General features: G+C 60.3%; 24 protein-coding genes and 1 pseudogene. 12 read left to right on the top strand and 13 right to left on the bottom strand.

The genetic code is table 11. The features are described from left to right. Window positions 1-234: 234 nt before the first annotated feature. Window positions 235-630, top strand: a complete 396-nt coding sequence (locus AC1DTN_RS04070) for a DUF1236 domain-containing protein (protein WP_113322509.1) — start codon at window positions 235-237, stop codon at window positions 628-630. Between the two features lie 173 nt (window positions 631-803). On the opposite strand, the gene olsC is transcribed toward AC1DTN_RS04070, so the two are convergent. From olsC to AC1DTN_RS04045, 5 genes are all read right to left on the bottom strand, one after another. After that, complete coding sequence (gene olsC, locus AC1DTN_RS04065) at window positions 804-1,643, bottom strand: ornithine lipid ester-linked acyl 2-hydroxylase OlsC (protein ID WP_113322542.1); 840 nt, start codon at window positions 1,641-1,643, stop codon at window positions 804-806. Between the two features lie 180 nt (window positions 1,644-1,823). Then, window positions 1,824-2,867, bottom strand: coding sequence for a Gfo/Idh/MocA family protein (locus AC1DTN_RS04060; protein WP_439016177.1), 1,044 nt, complete (start codon window positions 2,865-2,867; stop codon window positions 1,824-1,826). A gap of 9 nt (window positions 2,868-2,876) precedes the next feature. Continuing rightward, entirely contained in the window at window positions 2,877-3,662 is a 786-nt protein-coding gene (locus AC1DTN_RS04055) for a ThuA domain-containing protein (protein WP_442206867.1), read from the bottom strand. A 183-nt stretch (window positions 3,663-3,845) separates the two neighbouring features. Next, window positions 3,846-4,187, bottom strand: coding sequence for a DMT family transporter (locus AC1DTN_RS04050; RefSeq protein WP_007815282.1), 342 nt, complete (start codon window positions 4,185-4,187; stop codon window positions 3,846-3,848). A gap of 19 nt (window positions 4,188-4,206) precedes the next feature. Continuing rightward, window positions 4,207-4,770, bottom strand: coding sequence for a TetR/AcrR family transcriptional regulator (locus AC1DTN_RS04045; protein WP_007815280.1), 564 nt, complete (start codon window positions 4,768-4,770; stop codon window positions 4,207-4,209). Between the two features lie 246 nt (window positions 4,771-5,016). On the opposite strand from AC1DTN_RS04045, the gene AC1DTN_RS04040 reads away from it, so the two are divergent. Continuing rightward, a complete protein-coding gene (locus tag AC1DTN_RS04040) occupies window positions 5,017-5,418 on the top strand; it encodes a group II truncated hemoglobin (protein ID WP_442206868.1) in 402 nt (133 codons plus the stop codon). 2 nt (window positions 5,419-5,420) lie between these two features. After that, window positions 5,421-5,792, top strand: a complete 372-nt coding sequence (locus AC1DTN_RS04035) for a DUF423 domain-containing protein (RefSeq protein ID WP_439016180.1) — start codon at window positions 5,421-5,423, stop codon at window positions 5,790-5,792. 3 nt (window positions 5,793-5,795) lie between these two features. On the opposite strand, the gene AC1DTN_RS04030 is transcribed toward AC1DTN_RS04035, so the two are convergent. From AC1DTN_RS04030 to AC1DTN_RS04005, 6 genes and pseudogenes are all read right to left on the bottom strand, one after another. Then, a complete protein-coding gene (locus tag AC1DTN_RS04030; protein WP_442206869.1) occupies window positions 5,796-6,161 on the bottom strand; it encodes a bleomycin resistance protein in 366 nt (121 codons plus the stop codon). Continuing rightward, the gene (hmuQ, locus tag AC1DTN_RS04025; RefSeq protein ID WP_442206870.1) at window positions 6,158-6,472 is read right to left on the bottom strand and encodes a heme-degrading protein HmuQ; all 315 of its coding nucleotides are present in this window, start codon (window positions 6,470-6,472) and stop codon (window positions 6,158-6,160) included. Before hmuQ ends, AC1DTN_RS04030 begins: the two co-directional genes overlap by 4 nt. 10 nt (window positions 6,473-6,482) lie before the next feature. Beyond that, entirely contained in the window at window positions 6,483-6,755 is a 273-nt protein-coding gene (locus tag AC1DTN_RS04020) for a hypothetical protein (protein WP_113321675.1), read from the bottom strand. Further along, on the bottom strand, window positions 6,752-7,159 hold the full coding sequence (locus AC1DTN_RS04015) for a DUF2325 domain-containing protein (RefSeq protein WP_007815267.1): 408 nt from the start codon (window positions 7,157-7,159) through the stop codon (window positions 6,752-6,754). Before AC1DTN_RS04015 ends, AC1DTN_RS04020 begins: the two co-directional genes overlap by 4 nt. 108 nt (window positions 7,160-7,267) lie before the next feature. After that, the gene (locus tag AC1DTN_RS04010; protein ID WP_442206871.1) at window positions 7,268-8,644 is read right to left on the bottom strand and encodes an energy transducer TonB; all 1,377 of its coding nucleotides are present in this window, start codon (window positions 8,642-8,644) and stop codon (window positions 7,268-7,270) included. 55 nt (window positions 8,645-8,699) lie between these two features. After that, window positions 8,700-9,132, bottom strand: a pseudogene (locus AC1DTN_RS04005) (hypothetical protein). 180 nt (window positions 9,133-9,312) lie between these two features. On the opposite strand from AC1DTN_RS04005, the gene hemP reads away from it, so the two are divergent. The 7 genes from hemP to AC1DTN_RS03970 all read left to right on the top strand — a co-directional run bounded on the left by hemP (window position 9,313) and on the right by AC1DTN_RS03970 (window position 14,315). Beyond that, on the top strand, window positions 9,313-9,498 hold the full coding sequence (hemP, locus tag AC1DTN_RS04000; RefSeq protein WP_007815260.1) for a hemin uptake protein HemP: 186 nt from the start codon (window positions 9,313-9,315) through the stop codon (window positions 9,496-9,498). Between the two features lie 20 nt (window positions 9,499-9,518). Beyond that, window positions 9,519-10,568, top strand: a complete 1,050-nt coding sequence (locus AC1DTN_RS03995) for a hemin-degrading factor (protein ID WP_442206872.1) — start codon at window positions 9,519-9,521, stop codon at window positions 10,566-10,568. Window positions 10,569-10,579: 11 nt separating this feature from the next. Then, window positions 10,580-11,509: a heme/hemin ABC transporter substrate-binding protein gene (locus AC1DTN_RS03990; protein WP_442206873.1), complete on the top strand. Its 930-nt coding sequence runs from the start codon at window positions 10,580-10,582 to the stop codon at window positions 11,507-11,509. Window positions 11,510-11,511: 2 nt separating this feature from the next. Further along, window positions 11,512-12,621 carry a FecCD family ABC transporter permease gene (locus AC1DTN_RS03985; protein ID WP_442206874.1) on the top strand — a complete coding sequence of 370 codons (1,110 nt, stop codon included), beginning with the start codon at window positions 11,512-11,514 and terminating at the stop codon, window positions 12,619-12,621. A gap of 10 nt (window positions 12,622-12,631) precedes the next feature. Beyond that, the gene (locus AC1DTN_RS03980; RefSeq protein WP_442206875.1) at window positions 12,632-13,426 is read left to right on the top strand and encodes a heme ABC transporter ATP-binding protein; all 795 of its coding nucleotides are present in this window, start codon (window positions 12,632-12,634) and stop codon (window positions 13,424-13,426) included. Between the two features lie 134 nt (window positions 13,427-13,560). Then, on the top strand, window positions 13,561-13,905 hold the full coding sequence (locus AC1DTN_RS03975; protein ID WP_439016191.1) for an ElaB/YgaM/YqjD family protein: 345 nt from the start codon (window positions 13,561-13,563) through the stop codon (window positions 13,903-13,905). 8 nt (window positions 13,906-13,913) lie between these two features. Then, on the top strand, window positions 13,914-14,315 hold the full coding sequence (locus tag AC1DTN_RS03970) for a hypothetical protein (RefSeq protein WP_442206876.1): 402 nt from the start codon (window positions 13,914-13,916) through the stop codon (window positions 14,313-14,315). A 226-nt stretch (window positions 14,316-14,541) separates the two neighbouring features. On the opposite strand, the gene AC1DTN_RS03965 is transcribed toward AC1DTN_RS03970, so the two are convergent. Then, complete coding sequence (locus AC1DTN_RS03965; RefSeq protein WP_113321671.1) at window positions 14,542-15,096, bottom strand: RNA polymerase sigma factor; 555 nt, start codon at window positions 15,094-15,096, stop codon at window positions 14,542-14,544. Between the two features lie 10 nt (window positions 15,097-15,106). Beyond that, a complete protein-coding gene (locus AC1DTN_RS03960; protein ID WP_007815242.1) occupies window positions 15,107-15,313 on the bottom strand; it encodes a NepR family anti-sigma factor in 207 nt (68 codons plus the stop codon). A 274-nt stretch (window positions 15,314-15,587) separates the two neighbouring features. Between AC1DTN_RS03960 and AC1DTN_RS03955 the strand changes: the two genes are divergently transcribed. Beyond that, window positions 15,588-16,382 carry a response regulator gene (locus AC1DTN_RS03955; protein ID WP_113185377.1) on the top strand — a complete coding sequence of 265 codons (795 nt, stop codon included), beginning with the start codon at window positions 15,588-15,590 and terminating at the stop codon, window positions 16,380-16,382. 193 nt (window positions 16,383-16,575) lie between these two features. Continuing rightward, window positions 16,576-17,571 carry a sensor histidine kinase gene (locus AC1DTN_RS03950; RefSeq protein ID WP_439017265.1) on the top strand — a complete coding sequence of 332 codons (996 nt, stop codon included), beginning with the start codon at window positions 16,576-16,578 and terminating at the stop codon, window positions 17,569-17,571. The last annotated feature ends 14 nt before the right edge of the window (window positions 17,572-17,585 follow it).

Here is a 17,585-nt window from a genome sequence, read left to right as displayed (position 1 = left end):
CTCACACTATGTGAACTGCGCTTCCAAACCGTGACTCCGAAACGCTTCTCCGGCCGGAACATCGACATTGATGGGCTCGTTACCCCAGTGCAGACCAAAGCAATTCCAGCAGAAATGTGAATTGGTTTGCGTCCGGTGTTGCGTGAAAACACCGAGCAATTCCAGCAAAAGTGCGAAGCGGTTTTGCGTCCGGAATTGCGTGAAAACAAAGACATAGAGCTAAGGAGAAGCAAAATGTACAAGATCATTCTTGTCTCGAGCGCGCTTGCGCTCTCGTCTCTGGCCACGAACGCGATGGCCGATGGAGCCGTGACGGGTGCCGCCGGCGGCGCAATCACCGGCGCCATTGTCGGCGGTCCCGTGGGCGCTGCAATTGGCGGCGTGGCAGGCGGTGTAGCCGGTGCTGTCGTCGATCCGCCGCCGCGCGAGGTCGTAACCTACGTCCAGCAGCAGCCGGCACCCCCGTCAGCAGTGGTGGTGCAGCAGCCGATCGTGGTCGGCAAGCCGCTGCCCGCAGATGTTCAGGTGATCCCGGTGCCGGATAATCCGCGCTATGCCTATACCGTCATCAACGACCGCCATGTGATTGTCGAGCCGCAGACCCATCGTGTGGTTCAGGTCATTGAATAAGCAAAAAGGCCCCGCAAAAGCGGGGCCTTCGCTTTTTTGACGCGGCTACGGACCCTCTCTTCCGTCATGTCAGGGCTTGTCCCGAGGATCTAAGCCGTAGCCTTTATCATCAACGTGGGCAGATCCTCGGCACAAGGCCGAGGATGACGTAGAGCAAGTAGTGAGGCCCTCGCTTACCCCCGATTCCTGAGCGCTTCCGCCTGGGCATAGAACTTCTTTTCCCACTCCTTGTGATTATCGAGCCCTTCGCGGATGAACGGCGTGAAAATCGCAAGATTGAGCAGAGCCCAGTTGATCAGCCGCGCCGGGAATTTCAGCGGCTTCACGAAATCGATGAACAGGACGACACGCGTCTTGTCCGTGTGGTTCCAGGCTTCATGCTCATAGGCGTCGTCGAAGATCAGCGCCTTGCCTTCCTGCCAGTGGCAGATCTGGTCCTTGACGCGGATGGCGAGCTTATCGGTCGCATCAGGCACGATCATACCGAGATGCAGGCGCAGCACGCCATTATAGGGGCCGCGATGGGCCGGCAGATGTTTGCCGGGCTCGAAGATCGAAAACATCGCCGTCTTCAGACCCGGGATATTCTGCACCGCCTTCCAGGTTTCCGGGCAGGCTTGGATATTCTGCTCCGACTTCACGCCGAAACCGACGAGGAAGAAGGTCTTCCAGCGATTGTCCTTGGAAATGGTCTGCACATCAGTGGAGATTTCCTGGAAGCTCGGCAGCTCGCTCTGGCGCACCAGCACGCGGTCGAGCTCGGCGCGGATCTCAGGCCAGGCCTTCTCGACCTCCTTCGCCCACGGGAACACCGCGTTGTCATAAACAGGCGGATTGCCGAGCTTGGCATGTTTGAAATTCAGGCCTTCGGCCCAGGCGACGATGCCCATGAAGAAGCGCGTGATGGCGCTGGGGCGATCCATGGGAGCGATCCCGGCAGTGGCGAAGCCCTGCGTTTCGGGAGTGGATACTGATTGTTCGGGAAGGGAGGTGTTGGCGATACCGTCTGTCATGGGCGTTCCATTGCGGGCCTTGGGAGATTGCATGGCCTTCCGCGCAGGAGCCGACACGACATCACCGCGTTGACCATTTCCTAGATATGGATAGTCACGCGCGCCGCTCAAGTACAGGTTTTGCGATCAAATGCCGCAGGAACCGCCGCACATTGTGACGGCGGTTCCGTTTGATAAATATCAGACTTTCAGCTCGCGGCGTTCGCGCTCGGTGACCATGGCAAGGTCGAGCACCTTCTGCAGGTTGGCCGCATGACGGAAGTTCGGGTCGTGCTGGACGCCCGTTGCCACGGCCTCGGCAAAGCGCTGGTAGTTGGTTGGAACCGGCGGCACGTCGACCGGCTTCCAGGTCGCCGTTTCCACATCCTCGCCAAGGCAGCCATGCAGCTCGGAGCCGCTTGGACGGTGGATGACCTCGAGGCTGCCCTTCTCGCCATAGATGCGCAGCTTCAGCTCGTTCAGATGACCGGTCGCCCAGCGGCTGGCATGGATGACGCCGAGGGCACCATTGGCGAAATCAACCGACATGGTGAAGCTGTCATTGGCATCGAGCATATATTCGCCGATCTGGCCGCCCGGCACTTTGTTGAAGGTCTTCAGCCGGGCGAAGACATGATCGATATCGGTCGCAGCGCCATAGGCCGCGAAGTCGAGGATATGAATGCCGACATCGCCGAGCACGCCGTTCGAACCGTGGCCGGTGGAAAGCCTCCACAGCCAGGTCGATTCCGTACGCCAATCGCCCCAGGCCCGCGACACCAGCCAGCTCTGCAGATAGGAGGCCTCCACATGCTTGATTGTTCCGAGCTCGCCTGACAGCACCATCTCGCGGGCGCGCTGCAGCGGTGCGACGTTGCGATAGGTGAGATTGACCATGTTGATGACGCCGGCGGTCTCAGCCGCTTCCGTCATCTCCAGCGCCTTGGGATAGTTTTCCGCCAGCGGCTTCTCACACAGCACATGCTTGCCGGCCGCGATCAGCGCCATGGTGGTCGGGTAATGGATTCGGTCAGGCGTGATATTCGTCGCCGCATCGAACTCGCCCCAGGCGATCGCCTCCTCCAGCGTCAGAAACCGCTTCTCGATATTGAACTTATCGGCGAATGCGGCAAGGCGGTCGGAATCCGTATCAACGGCGCCGACCACGGTCACGCCGTCCATATTCGCGAAATGGGCGAGCTGGTTTTTCGCCATCACGCCCGTACCAAGAACGAGTAGTCGCATGAATGCTCCTCAGCGGTAACCGGCTTCGCCGGCCTGGTGCAGTCTCGGGCCGCGTTCGACGATCGGCTCCAGTGCCTTCTCTACCGGCACATTTGGGGCGTCGGTGATACCAGTCAACGCACCCTCGGGGTTATAGGCCCATTTCACGCCGTTGATCAGCACCTTCTGCACGTTCGCATCGTGATAGGTCGGGTAGGTTTCGTGGCCGGGACGGAAATAGAAGATATTACCGGCACCACGGCGCCAGGTCAGGCCAGACCGGAAGACTTCGCCGCCCTGGAACCAGGAGATGAAGACCGTTTCCAGTGGCTCCGGCACGGAGAACTGCTCGCCGTACATTTCTTCGTTTTCCAGCTCGAAATGCTCGCCGAGACCAGCAGCGATCGGATGGCGCTGATTGATCGTCCACAGACGCTCGCGCTCGCCCGCCTCGCGCCATTTCAGCGCACAGGGCGTGCCCATCAGGCGCTTGAAGATCTTCGAGAAATGGCCGGAATGCAGCACGAGCAGGCCCATGCCTTCCCAAACCCGCTTGGCGACGCGCTCGACGACGGCATCGGAGACGGCACCATGGTCCTTGTGGCCCCACCAGGTCAGAACGTCGGTCTCGGCAAGCCGGGCTTCGCTGAGGCCATGTTCCGGCTCCTGCAGCGTTGCCGTGGTCGCGGAAATAGCCGGATCGGTGTTCAGCGCCTTGGCGATCGTGGTGTGCATGCCCTCGGGGTAAATGCCCCGGACGATCTCATTGGTTGTCTCATGGATGTTCTCTCCCCATACGACGGTGCGAATGGCCATGGCTATGCTCCTCTAGAACCTTTGGATTTTTGGCAAGCAGGAAGGTGGGATTCAAAGCGCTTTGGAAAGATGGCCAGCCAAAGCAGTCCCTCCTCCGCGTCAGAGGAAGACATAGACCTTTGTCGGTATTTTGACAAAGAGGATTTTTCCCGGTTTCACGACCGGGAAAAATCCCTTGTCACATCAATGGGAAATGGACTTGGAAAACAGGTTGACGACGACGACGCCAGAGATGATCAGGCCGAGGCCGATGATGGCGGGCGTATCCAGCCGCTGCTTGAAAAAGATGAGGCCGACGGAGGAAATCAGCACGATTCCCAAAGCGCTCCAAATCGCATAGGCGATTCCAACAGGAATATGCTTCAGCGTCAGCGACAGGCAGTAGAAGGCAGCCCCATAGCAGGCGACGACAAGCACCGTCGGCCCGAGGCGGGTAAACTGCTGGGAGAGCTGAAGTGCTGTCGTGCCTATAACTTCAAGCACGATGGCTGCAACGAGCAGCCCATAGACGGCAGCCGGGTTCATGGCGGTATTCCTTCTTAATCTACTTGTGGGTCAGCTCGATGAGGCGGGCGATCAGCTCTCGCCTCAGAGCGCCACTGATATCATGGCTTTCCAACGTATCTGCGAACCACAGACCGTCGGCGGCAAAACGCACGATCAGAGTGTCGAGCGCCGAGTCGGTGCCGATATATTCCTCGGCTCTTGCCGCCACCCATTGGCGCCATCGGAGGCGCAGCCGGGGTTCGGCGAGAAGCGCGATCGTCACCTGCGTCCAGCTTCTGGAATCGTCGGGGCGATCCTTCAGCCCGGACACCGCCTGCAGATAGGCGCGCGAGAAACGGCCCTGCGGCAGCGGATCGGCGCGCATCAGCTCGTCTATATCGGCGTCGAACTTCTCCAGCAGGCTCTCGAACAGGGCGTCCAGGAGCGCATTCTTCGTGGGGAAGTGATGCAGCAGTCCTCCCTTGCTGACGCCTGATGCAGCCGAGACCGCATCGAGCGTGACAGCGCTCATGCCACTCTCACCAGCAAGACGCGCGGCGACCTCCAGCAACTGCTGGCGCACGAGCACGGGTTGTTTCTTGCGATGATGAGCGTTTGACATGGATTTACAAAGATACCGTCCGGACGGTTTTGTCAAGAAGAATCGGCTGGGAACCCTGCCCCACAGGGATTATGCGCGAAATGCCGCGCTGTTTTGATGACAGTTGCGATCCTTTTTGATCGGGTGCATCTAGAGCATCGGACCGAAAGGTGTGAAACGGTTTTCGGACAATCCGATGCTGGAACAAAAATCCGGAGTGGCGGAGGGGACACCGACGCTCTGGGGCGGGTACTAAGGGATGGTTTCGTGCCGGAGCAGGCAACTTCACAGGTGACAACTTTATACGAGGCGATCGGCGGTGATCCTGTCGTCCGGGCGCTGACGCATCGTTTCTACGAACTAATGGATACACTGCCGGAGGCGAAAAACGTGCGCGCCGTGCATCCGCCAAGCCTCGAAGGTAGCGAAGAGAAATTCTACGAATACATGACCGGCTATCTGGGCGGTCCGCCGCTCTATACCGACAAGCGCGGCCATCCCCGTCTGCGCAGCCGTCATTTCGTCGCCGAGATCGGGCCCGTCGAACGCGACGAATGGCTGATCTGCTTCCGCCAGGCGATGGACGAGACCATCGCCAGCCAGGCATTGCGCGACCTCATCTGGGCGCCGGTCGAGCGCCTCGCCCATCACATGCAGAACAAGGAATAGTCATGAGCCTGAACGCGCGTCTGGAACCGGTGCTCTATCTTTTCGCCGGCCTGTTTGGCCTTGCGGGCGTGGCCCTTGCCGCCCTTGCTGCTCACGGCGGCGGTGAGGCCAATCTCGCCGCCTCGGCCTCTGCCATGTGTCTCGCTCACGCCCCTGCCCTGCTGGCACTGGCGCTGGGTGCCGGCAAAATCAAAAGCGCCTGGCTGGCCGGTTTGCTGATGATTGTGGGGACGTTGCTCTTTGCGGGCGATCTTGTCACCCTGCGCTTTACCGGCTCCAGCCTCTTTCCCTATGCCGCGCCGACAGGCGGCTGGGCGATGATGCTGGGCTGGCTGGCAGTTTCGGCGAGCGCCTTCTTCCGCGTCAAGAGTTAAACTCTATGGCTGCGGTATGCGGCCAAAGCGCAGGAGATTGCCGTGCGGATCATGGATATAGAATTCCTCCATGTTCCAAGGCCGCACTTCCATATCCGACAGGCGTGAAACGCCCTTCGTACGGTATTCCGCATGAAGGGCGGCAATGCCGCCGCCGCGCAGGTAGACGGATGTCTTTTCCGGCAGGCTTCGATCATCCGTCAGCCAGAAATGCAGCTCCATCTCGCCGCGCCTGAGGATCAGATAATCCGGCGTCTGGTGCACGATTTTGGCAAAGCCGAGCTGATCGCGATAGAAGGCGAGCGTCGCCGCGATATCGAGCGACGGCAGGACCGGCAGGACTTCAATACGATCGGGATCGCCGCTCATATGCCGTCAACGACGTTGAAGCCTTCGAATACCGGCGGGCCCTTATACAGGCCCTTGTTGTCGCCTGCATTGCGATGCGCGGCGCGGAAATTCTCCGACTTCGTCCAGTTCAGAAAATCCTCTTCGCTACGCCAGAGCGTGTGGGAGGAAAACATCGTATAGCCCTCCTCCGCATTGGCCTTGCCGCGCAGCAGCCGAAACTCGACGAAGCCCGGAACTTCGGAAAGGCTGGAATCGCGATTGCGCCAGACACTCTCGAAATCGCCCTCGGCGCCGGCGGCCACCTTGAAGCGGTTCATCGCGATATACATGGAAAACTCCTCACGCCTTTTTCTTGTCCGCCCGCTCCGCATAACGCGGAAAGGCGACGATATTATTGCCATCAACAGCGTCCGCGCCAATGGGTTTTGTAGCAGCTTCGCCGGGCATGCGCGCCTCCCAGGCGGGAAACAGTACCACATTGGGATAGCTGCGCTGGCGCGCAGCATTTTCTAGGAAAACCTCGTAAAGCTCCGGCACCAGGCCGTCGCCACCGTGAGCGGCGAGCTTATGCAGGCCGATCATTGTAAACCCGTCAGGGCGCCCATCATTCATCGGGAGTTGTCTCGTTCGTTCATCGTCTGCAGCGCACGCTCCAGGCTGGACTTGCTGCCATTGCGTAGCGGGATGAAGGCCTTGCTGAACTTCTTGCAGCCGGTCTTCACACGCAGGCAGGCATCGTGGCTGATACAGTCGATGGGGCAGAAGACACAGTCGACCGAGGGAAGCAACGTATCGATGCGGGAAACGGCTTCGCGAAGGCCGCCATCATGGTGGATGAGCTCGGCGCCGAAATTGCTGGCGATCTGGCGAAGATGCGCCACCTGGCAATCACGACCGCCGACATAGAGGAAACTGCGGCCATCCAGCTTGGAGCGGCCCGAGGAGATCTCTTTCGTCTCCTGATCGGCCTGAACACGGATCTCCCGGTTCGCCCCCTTCTTCGCCTTTCGAGCCATTTACCACCCGTTCGCTCGTTGATCGTCACACGATTCCTGCGTGTGCGAACGGACCTTATTAAACTTGATTTTTAGAGTAAAGTATAAAGTTGATTATTTTTATCATATTTAATTCCTGCCGACCTGAATTTCCTGCTTGAAACTCACGGACTGCCCTCCCGGCGGCGGGCTGAAAGGCGATGCGCGCCGCACAGCCTCGGTAGCCGCCTGATCGATCTCCGGAACGCCCGAACTTCTATAAATGACGGCAGAGACAAGATTACCGCTACCGCCGATGGTCAACGTCACTCCCGCCGTCCCATCGACGCCGCGAGGCTCGCGAAGCGCACGCCGGATGCGGGCGCGAACCTTTCCCCCGTAATTGGCGCGAGCGGCTGTGCCGACCCCGTTATTGTTGCTGGCAGCTTGCGAATTACGGTCGGACTGGGCTGACGGATCGCCTTCAGCAACACCGCGCTGAGAATTCTGCTGCTGCTCGCCTTCCCTGCCTGCCGCCTTCTGCGGCGGACGCTTCTTCTCGACCGGCTTAGGCTTTTCCTGCGTTTCCGCTTTGGGCTTCGGCGTCGGCGTGACAACCTCCTCGGGCTGCTCCGGCTCCGGCTGTACTTCCGCGGTTTCGACGGGCTTGACCTCTTGCGGCGTCTCCGCGACTTCCGGCCGAGTCTCTGCAGGCTGCACTTCGGTCGGCTGGACCGCAGTCTGCTGTACTTCGGTGGGCAGCACCTCAGGCGGGACCGTATCGACCGGCACCTGCTGCTGTTCGGGAACGACCGTCGACATCGGTTGCGCGACAGACTCTTCCGCCGGCACTTCGGACACCAGAATCTCGGGCTCGACAGCCGCAGCCGTCTCAGCCGAAACACGCGTCACTTCCGGCGCCGGCGCCTGCTGGATGGGATCCTGCGTCTCGACAGGCACGACCTCGGTCGGCTGCACGGCTTCCGGTCGAACCTCCGCCGTCTCCGTAGGCTGGATCGTGTCGGGCTGCACCTCTTCCGGAATGATTTCCTGCTGCACAGTCGTTTCCGTTTCGCCGGCCGCCGTCTGGTCGACGTCGGAATCGCCATACATGACGACGCTCATCGCCTGGCCGGCTTCTTCAATCGCCTCCTCGGGCGCCTTCGCAAAGGCAACGATCAGCACGACCACCAGTGCCGCGTGAAAGATCAGCGAGCAGATGCAGGTGACCGTCAGCCGGCGCCGTACCGGTGCCTTCTCGTCCTCCTGCTTCTCCACCGTCGCATCCATCGGCGGCGGTGTGACGGAAGATGCCGCTGTGGTTTCCGGATGATCCGGGAAAGACGAGATCTGCGCGAAACGCGCATAATGGATGACCTGTTCGCCGGCCGGCTGGCGCTGCGCATTGCGCAGATCGGAAAGCTCGTGGCCAGGATGCATGCCAGGAGTGTTGTCGTTCAGGCTCTCGTCAGCGCTCGCCTCCTCGATGAGCACCTGTCTCGATCTGGACTTCGCTGAAATTGCCATTTGACGCCTCGGACAGCCTGGAACATGCGCGCCGGGCTTCATCCCGGCTTTCGTCTTAACCTTCGAAAGGAACTGAGATCTGCGAGCGGGTCACCAGACCCTTCATGCATTCCCCCCGCCGCCGGCCCGTCACAAACAGGCGTGTCGTTGATGAGGATGCGCGTGACCGTCTCGCACTTGACGTTCGGCATATCGAACTGGCGCACGCGCTTCTTGCCCTGCGGCAGATCGCGGAAATCGAGCACGGTGATACGGTCGACGGCATTCTTGTCGTTGAAGAAGGCGAGTTCGAAGGAGATCTTGTTGATCGGTGTCTGCAGATTGTTCTCGGCAACGAAGGTCATCATGCAGCCCTTCTGCGAGGGCGCCAGCGCATTGAGCTCGACGTCAAGTTTGGCGGCTGCAGTTGCATCCTGCGCATAGGCCTGTGCAATACCCGACACCGAAAACAGCACACTAGCCCCAAACGCAGCAAACCGACCCGTCATCATCGCCTCTCCATAAGCAAATTGACCGCCGTCCAGCGGCTTCAAAACAGCAGGATCAAAAACTTGACTGCTTTTGTCTTCAATTATTGCGTCTTTAAAAAACTATGAGTATGAGAGTCAAGTTAATTGTAACCGGAACCGGGGCCTTCACCCCCGCAATCACGGAATAAGCCAACCGAAATGATGGTTGAAAAGCCAGATACCTTTAAGCTCGCACCGCCGCGGAACGGACCTGCGGTGGCCGAGATCCGCGTTCTCGAAAGCGGCGATCTTTTTGCCGGCTCAAACGAGATCATGATTCGGCACGACGGCGTGATCTACCGCCTGAAGATCACCCGTCAGGGCAAACTCATTCTCAACAAATAAGCTCAATAGCAGGGTAGAACATGACCGAGCAGACCAGACCGGCACCATCCGAAATCCGCGCATTCCGCGCTGAAAATCCGAAGATGCGCGAGCGCGATATTGCCGCGCAGCTCAAGATTTCCGAGGCGGCCCTCGTCGCCGCCGAAGTCGGCGTCAGTGCTATCAGAATCGATGCCAGCGCCGTCAAGCTGCTCGAACGTGTCGCCGATCTCGGTGAAGTCATGGCCCTGTCGCGCAACGAAAGCGCCGTACACGAGAAGATCGGTGTCTACGAAAACATCAAGGTCGGCGAGCACAACGCCATCGTACTCGGCGAAAACATCGATCTGCGCGTCTTTCCAAGCCGCTGGGTCCACGCCTTTGCCGTCACCAAGAAGGACGGCGACACCGAGCGCCTCAGCCTCCAGTATTTCGACAAGACGGGCAACGCCGTCCACAAGATCCACCTGCGCCCGGCATCCAATGTCGAGGCCTACCATCGCATCGTCGCCGAGCTGAAGCTCGATGACCAGGGCCAGGAACTCGTCGAAGCGGAGGCTTCCCCGGATGTTGACGAAGACGGCGATGTCAGTCGCGAAGAGCTGCGCGACAACTGGAGCAAGATGACCGACACGCATGAATTCTTCGGCATGCTGAAGCGCCTGAAGATCGGCCGCCAGGCCGCCGTGCGCACGGTTGGCGACGACTATGCCTGGAAGCTCGACAATACGGCGACGGCAGAGATGATGCATGCCTCCGTCAAATCAGGCCTGCCGATCATGTGCTTCGTTGCCAATAACGGCATCGTGCAGATCCATTCCGGCCCGATCTTCAACGTCCAGCCGATGGGTCCGTGGATCAACATCCTCGACGAAACCTTCCATCTGCATCTGCGCCAGGACCACATTGCCGAGACCTGGGCCGTACGCAAGCCGACCAAGGACGGCCACGTTACCTCGCTCGAAGCCTATGACGCCAACGGCAACATGATCATCCAGTTCTTCGGCAAGCGGAAGGAAGGCTCCGACGAGAATGCCGGATGGCGTGACATCATGGAAAACCTGCCGCGGGCCACAAGCGTCGCCGCATAAGGATCGCAACGATGAAGATGCTTAGAAACCTGCGCCGGATCCGCCTCTGGGAGCTGGCCCTGACGGCGGCCGTCATGGCCCTGCCGCTGATCCCGGCAGCACCAGCCGGCGAGAACTATGCTTTCGTCCGCGCCGCGCACGCTGAGGAAAAGAAGCTCGACACCTCGCGGCTGGTTTCGGTCGGCGGCGACGTCACCGAGATCATCTACGCGCTTGGAGAAGAAAACAGGCTGATCGCCCGCGATACCACGAGCATGTTTCCCGAAGCCGCCCTGAAGCTGCCTGATGTCGGCTACATGCGCGCCCTTTCGCCGGAAGGCATTCTTGCCATGAACCCGACGGCGATCATCGCCGTCGAGGGCTCCGGACCGCAGGAAGCGCTGAACGTCCTGAAGAATGCCAGCGTGCCCTTCGAAACCGTTCCGAATGCCTATACGCGCGACGGTATCATCGCCAAGATTGATCGCGTCGGTACGCTGCTGAACGTGCCGGACAAGGCGAAGGCGCTTAAGGAAAAGGTCGGCGCCGACATCGATGCCGCCGTCGCCGATGCTGAAAAGCGCCCCGAGGCCGAGCGCAAGCGCGTTCTCTTCATCCTCAGCGCCCAGAACGGCCGTATCATGGCGTCGGGCACCGGCACCGCCGCAGACGGCGTCATCAAGCTTGCCGGCGCCATCAATGCGGTCGGCGAATTCCCTGGCTACAAGCCGCTCACCGACGAGGCGATCATCAGCGCCAAGCCGGACGTGATCCTGATGATGAACCGCGGCGATGGTGCCGGCACCAAAAACGAGGATCTGCTGGCACAGCCCTCGATCGCGCTGACGCCTGCCGGTGAAAACAAGGCGATCATCCGCATGGATGGCCTGCATCTCCTGGGCTTCGGTCCGCGCACGGCAAGTGCTGTTCGCGAACTCAACGCGGCGATCTACGGGGGCTGACGATGGCCGTTTCGGAAGCCATGATGGAAAACAGGCGATCCTTCTCGGCGGCATTCCGCAGACCCCGGCAGACGGGGGATAGGACCGAGCTCGCTCTGCTGGGCATCGCCTTCCTTGTCGTGGCTTCCGTCTTCGCCCTGCTCTTCTCCATCACGACGGGGGCGTCGGACGCCTCCATCCTCGATGTCATCAGAAACATGGCGGGCTCCGAAACGGCGCTCAGCGCCCGTGATCGGATCATCATCTTCGATATCCGCCTGCCCCGTGCCATCCTTGGCTTCCTGATCGGCGGATCGCTCGCCGTCTCCGGCGCCGTCATGCAGGGCCTGTTCCGCAACCCGCTGGCCGACCCCGGCCTTGTCGGCGTCTCCTCGGGCGCAGGCCTCGGCGCCGTCGTGATGATCGTGCTCGGCGGCACCATCGCCGCTCCATTTTATCTGGCGCTCGGCATCTATGCCCTGCCGCTTGCAGCCTTTGCCGGTGGCCTTGCCACCACGGTGCTGCTCTACCGGGTCGCCACCAGCAACGGCCAGACTTCCGTCGCCACCATGCTGCTCGCCGGGATCGCGCTCGGAGCCTTGGCCGGGGCGCTGACAGGCGTGCTGATCTACATGGCGAACGACCAGCAGCTGCGTGACCTCACCTTCTGGGGCATGGGCTCGCTTGCCGGCGCCACCTGGGTCAAGATATTAGCAGCCGGCCCGATTATCCTTCTCTCCTTCGTCGCCCTGCCCTTCATGGCGCGTGGCTTGAACGCCATCACGCTCGGCGAGGCCGCGGCCTTTCACATGGGCGTGCCGGTCCAGCAGCTGAAGAATATCGCCATCGTCACCGTTGCGGCCGCAACCGGCGCTTCCGTCGCCGTCAGCGGCGGCATCGGCTTCGTCGGCATCGTCGTGCCGCATATATTGCGCATGGTGATCGGCCCGGACCATCGCTTCCTCCTGCCGGCCTCGGCCCTGCTTGGCGGCTCGCTGCTGATCTTTGCCGATGTACTCGCCCGCACCATCGTAGCACCGGCCGAACTGCCGATCGGCATCATCACGGCGGCAGTCGGCGGGCCCTTCTTCCTCTGGATCCTGTTGCGGCAGCGCTCGCGCCTCGCCCTTTGAGTTTGTTTCGATGATCGAAGTTTCCGGCGTCAGCGTGCGCCTCTCCGGCAAGACCATCGTGCGCGATGTTGCCTTCACTGCGAAGGCGGGCGAACTGACCGCCATTGCCGGCCCGAACGGCTCCGGCAAGACGACGACGATGAAAGCCGTCTCCGGCGAGCTTGCCTATGAAGGTTCCGTGCGCCTCAACGGCGAAGAAGTGCACACACAGAAGCCGTGGCAGCTTGCCTCCATTCGCGGGGTCCTGCCACAGGCAAGCAGCATCTCCTTTCCCTTCACCGTGCGTGAAATCGTCCGCATGGGTCTGACCTCCGGCCTCAACCTTCACGCCGATCAGGCCGATGAGACGGCCGCAAAGGCGCTAGCCGCCGTCGATCTCACCGGCTTCGAAGGGCGCTTCTACCAGGAGCTCTCGGGCGGCGAGCAGCAGCGCGTTCAGCTTGCCCGCGTGCTCTGCCAGATCGCCGAGCCGGTCGTTGACGGCAAACCCTGCTGGCTGCTGCTCGACGAGCCGGTCTCCAGTCTCGACATCAGCCACCAGCTGACGATCATGACGCTGGCGCGTAATTTCTGCGAGCGCGGCGGCGGGGTGATCGCTGTCATGCACGATCTCAACCTGACGGCCCTCTTCGCCGACAGGATCGTATTGATGAGATCCGGCCGGCTGGCAGCCGCTGGCAATGTGTGTGAGGTATTGACGGACGAAACCATGCAATCCGTCTTCGGCTGCCCGTTGCGCGTCAATCAGGTGCCAGTCGACGGCACGCCCTTCGTGCTGGCGCACAGCGCGCTCCCCGCCAACTGAGGAACCTTTCCACCCCAAATGCGTTGTCCGCAATGATTTGGGTCAAAGCCGGGCGCTCTCTTCCGTGCCATTGATGGCGCTGACCCTGTGTGAAACCGGGCGGTGCTTGTCCGCGCCCAGCTATGGAGACAGTCATGGCCTATTCCCTCTTCCAATCCAGCCGCAGCCGCCGCAACGGCGCGCTCCACAATCTCGAAGCCAGTATCGAGGATCAGATCGAAGCCCTGCGCGAAGAGCTCGCCGAACTGACGCATGTTCTCGGCAAGACCTCCCGCCATCAGGGTGAAAAGCTGCGCTCGCAGGCATCCACAAGCTACGAGGACATCCTCGGCCGCAGCGAGGATCTGCTGAACGAACTGCAGCAGAGTTACCTGCGCGGCGCAAGCGAAGTGCGCAATACGGTCCGCCGTCACCCGCTGGCAACAGTCGGTGCCGCTGCCGCCTTCGGCCTGCTTATCGCCATGCTCGCCCGCCGCTAGGAGGCTCGATGCTCTACCCGATCCTGAGCCTGCTCATAGGCACCAGCGTTCACCGCACAGTGGAACGCACCAAGCGCAACGGCATCTTCATCGCCGTTGCGTTGCTTTTTCTGCTGACCGCCTATGCGCTTGGCGTGACCGCTGGGGCGATCTGGCTGGCAGGCATCTATGGGCCGATCGGCGCTTCGCTTTTCCTGGCGGCCTGCGCATTGCTGATCGCGATCATCGTCTTCGTCGTCATGGCAATCATGAATCGCCAGGAAGCCCGCCGCGCCCGCGAACGTCGCGCCGCACTTGAATCCCTGGCAACCGTCGGCCTCGGCCTTGTCCGCTCCCAGCCGCTATTGACTGCAGGCATAGTGGCCGCTCTTGTCGCCGCCAATCTCGTGGGTTCGAAGCGGGACGACTGACGTTCCGCAGCACCTTTCACTTTCCCGACATTGCTTTTGTCGCAAATATATCCCGCGCCCAAATCCTTGGGCGCGGGATACTGCATTCCAGCGAGTGATCGCATCGACGCTGTGGTGCCCGGTTTTTCGGCGACCAGCTCAGGCAGGCAGGTGACCGGGACGCCAAATAAAAAGCCGGCGCCCCGTAGGGCAACCGGCCTTCCTTCCTCCCACGGAAACAAATTGATCAGAAGGCAAAGGCCTTCGATGTCAGCGGCGCCGACGTGGCATCCGGGCCGAAATCCGCCTCGCCTGATATCTGCAGGAGATCCTGCAGACGCTGGCGTGCGCGGTTCACACGGCTTTTGATGGTACCGACGGCGCAGCCGCAGATTTCCGCCGCTTCCTCGTAAGAGAAGCCCGATGCGCCGACGAGGATGATCGCTTCGCGCTGGTCCGGCGGCAGCTGGTCCAGCGCCTTCTTGAAGTCCTGCAGGTCGAGTGCGCCGTATTGGGCCGGATGTGTCGCCATGGATTCGGTAAACAAACCGTCGCTGTCCTGCACCTCACGCCCGCTCTTGCGCATCTGGCTGTAGAGCTCGTTGCGCAGGATCGTGAAGAGCCAGGCCTTCATGTTGGTGCCCATCTCGAAATGGTCCTGCTTGGCCCAGGCCTTCATGATGGTGTCTTGAACCAGGTCGTCGGCGCGATCGTGCCGGCCGATCAGGGATATGGCGAAAGCGCGAAGGCTTGGCAGTGCCGCCAGGAGTTCGCGCTTGAAGCTCGGTTGCGCTTTTTCCATGCGGGTATTCCTATTCGGCCATCTTGGCGGAAGCCATCAATTCGGCCTGGTCGAGCTTTTCCAGCAGATCGAGAAAGCGGTCGGGAATAGCTTCCTCCTGCGCGGCGGCATAGAGCGACCGCAGCCTGACGCCGATCTGATTGTTCGGATCCAGTATGTCGCTCGCCCGCAACTCCAGCTGGCGCTCGTCCGGTGCTTCTGTCTTTGCTGTCGTCATCAACTGATCACTTCTTGCCTGTTGTCTCGGGATGAAAGGCAAAGTCTGCTGTGAAAGATAAATGGAACGTATATCCAATCGATCAAGCCGGTTCTTTCAAACCCTTGATGCAATAGATCCATTCCGCTCACATGGGTCAAAACGTGACGCCCTTCATTTGTCGGCTAGGATAATGCGGCGCTGCAAAAAAAGTTCCTTCCATCAGGAACTTTTTTATCAAGACCGCGTTTTCAGATCATTGCAGCTATTCATGGCCTGTAGACGGGAGTTTTTAATGACACTTTCAACTCGAATTGCGCCGCACCTTCCTTATCTGCGTCGCTATTCCCGCGCGCTTACCGGCACTCAGACTTCTGGCGATGCTTACGTCGCCGCCGTCCTGGAAGCGATCATCGCCGATCTCTCCATATTCCCGGATACCGCGAATGACCGCGTCGCACTCTACAAACTGTTCACGCAACTGTTTGGTTCCACTGCGGTCGAGATTCCCGAACCATCCTCTCCCTATGCCTGGGAACAGCGCGCGACGCTGAACCTCTCGAAGGTTTCGCCCCTCGCCCGGCAGGCTTTCCTGCTCGCCTCCGTCGAGAATTTTCGTGTCTCCGAGATCGCCGACATTCTCGAAATCAGCGATGACGAAACCATGGAGCTCCTCGACAAGGCTTCGCACGAGATCTCGCGCCAGGTGGCCACCGATATCATGATCATCGAGGACGAACCGCTGATCGCCATGGATATCGAGCAGATGGTCGAGAGCCTCGGCCACCGCGTTACCGGCATCGCCCGCACCCATACGGAAGCCGTGGCACTCTATAACAAGACCAAACCAAGCATGGTTCTGGCCGATATCCAGCTTGCCGACGGCAGCTCGGGCATCGATGCCGTCAACGATATCCTGAAGACATCGAGTGTGCCCGTCATCTTCATCACCGCCTTCCCCGAGAGATTGCTGACTGGGGAGCGGCCGGAGCCCACCTTCCTGGTGACCAAGCCCTTCAACCCCGACATGGTCAAGGCTTTGATCAGTCAGGCGCTTTTCTTCAATGAAACGACCCGTGTGGCGGCCTGAAACATGAATTTCAGCCGCGCCGGAACCATTCCGGTAGCGATGCGTTCCGGCTCTGCCGGAGCGTATTGGCGGCTTTAACGGTTTTTGCAGCGCTTGCTTTTAGAATGACCGGCAGTTTTGTCGGGAGGGGTAACATCCCTCCGTATCTTCGAAGGGACTGAGGAAAGGCGGCCGAGTGAATACGACTGGACCACTGTCCGGAACGCCTTTCACCACCGAAGGCAAGGCGGCCATTATGGAGCGCGCGCTCGCCAGCGCCGCTATCTCTATCCTGTATCAGGATGCGGGCCTTGCAATAATCTATGCCGAAAACCTTCTCCCCTATTTCCAGAAGCGTTTTGTCGCCGGTGGTGATGACGGTTCGCTGTTTGGCGAAGCACACGGCAAATCCCTTGCCGCGATGAAGCGGATGGTGCTTGAGACCGGCGCCTCCAGCAATGCCGAGGTCGATGTTGCAATCGACGGCGAAGTCAGGACATTCGAACTGAACGTTCAACGCACCGGCGCGCACGGCAATTACGGCCTGCTCTCCGTCATCTCGGAGATTACCGAAAGCCGGCATCGCGAAAAGGTGCTGAAATCGCTGCTGCGCGAGCTTTCCCACCGCTCCAAGAACCTGCTTGCCATCATCCAGGGTATCGCCACGCAGACCGCGCGCAACACCATTTCTCTCGATGCTTTCCTGATGAAATTCCGCGGCCGTCTTCAGTCGCTCTCCAACTCGCAGGATCTGATCACCGATTCCAGCTGGCGCGGTGCCTTTCTGTTCGAGCTCGCCGGAAAGCAGTTCGCCCCCTACTGGCCGGAAACATCAGGCTCCATGCCGATCTTTGGCATCAACGCCCATCTGACACCAAACGCCGCCGTGCATGTCGGTCTGGCGCTACATGAACTGATCGTCAATTCCGCCTCCTATGGCGCAATCGCCAGCGGGGCGACATCGGTCACGCTGAATTGCCGGGAGGCAAAGATCGCCGGCCGCCGGGCAATCGAACTCGCCTGGGTGGAAGTGCTTCCGAACAGTGCCGATGTGCACGAATTCAGCGAAAACAGCTTCGGCCGCACGGTGCTGGAGCGTGTCGTGCCCTCCTCCGTCAACGGCAAGGCCGAATTGACGCTCGTACCCGGCCGCATTGAATATCACCTGACCGTTCCGGAAACGGAATTCGAAATCCTGAAACGCACTTGAGACGTTTTACCGCT

It is taken from the genome of Rhizobium sp. 01T444, assembly GCF_056398305.1.
The sequence above is the reverse complement of the archived record's forward strand: the minus strand, read 5'-3'. Positions and strand labels throughout refer to the sequence as shown.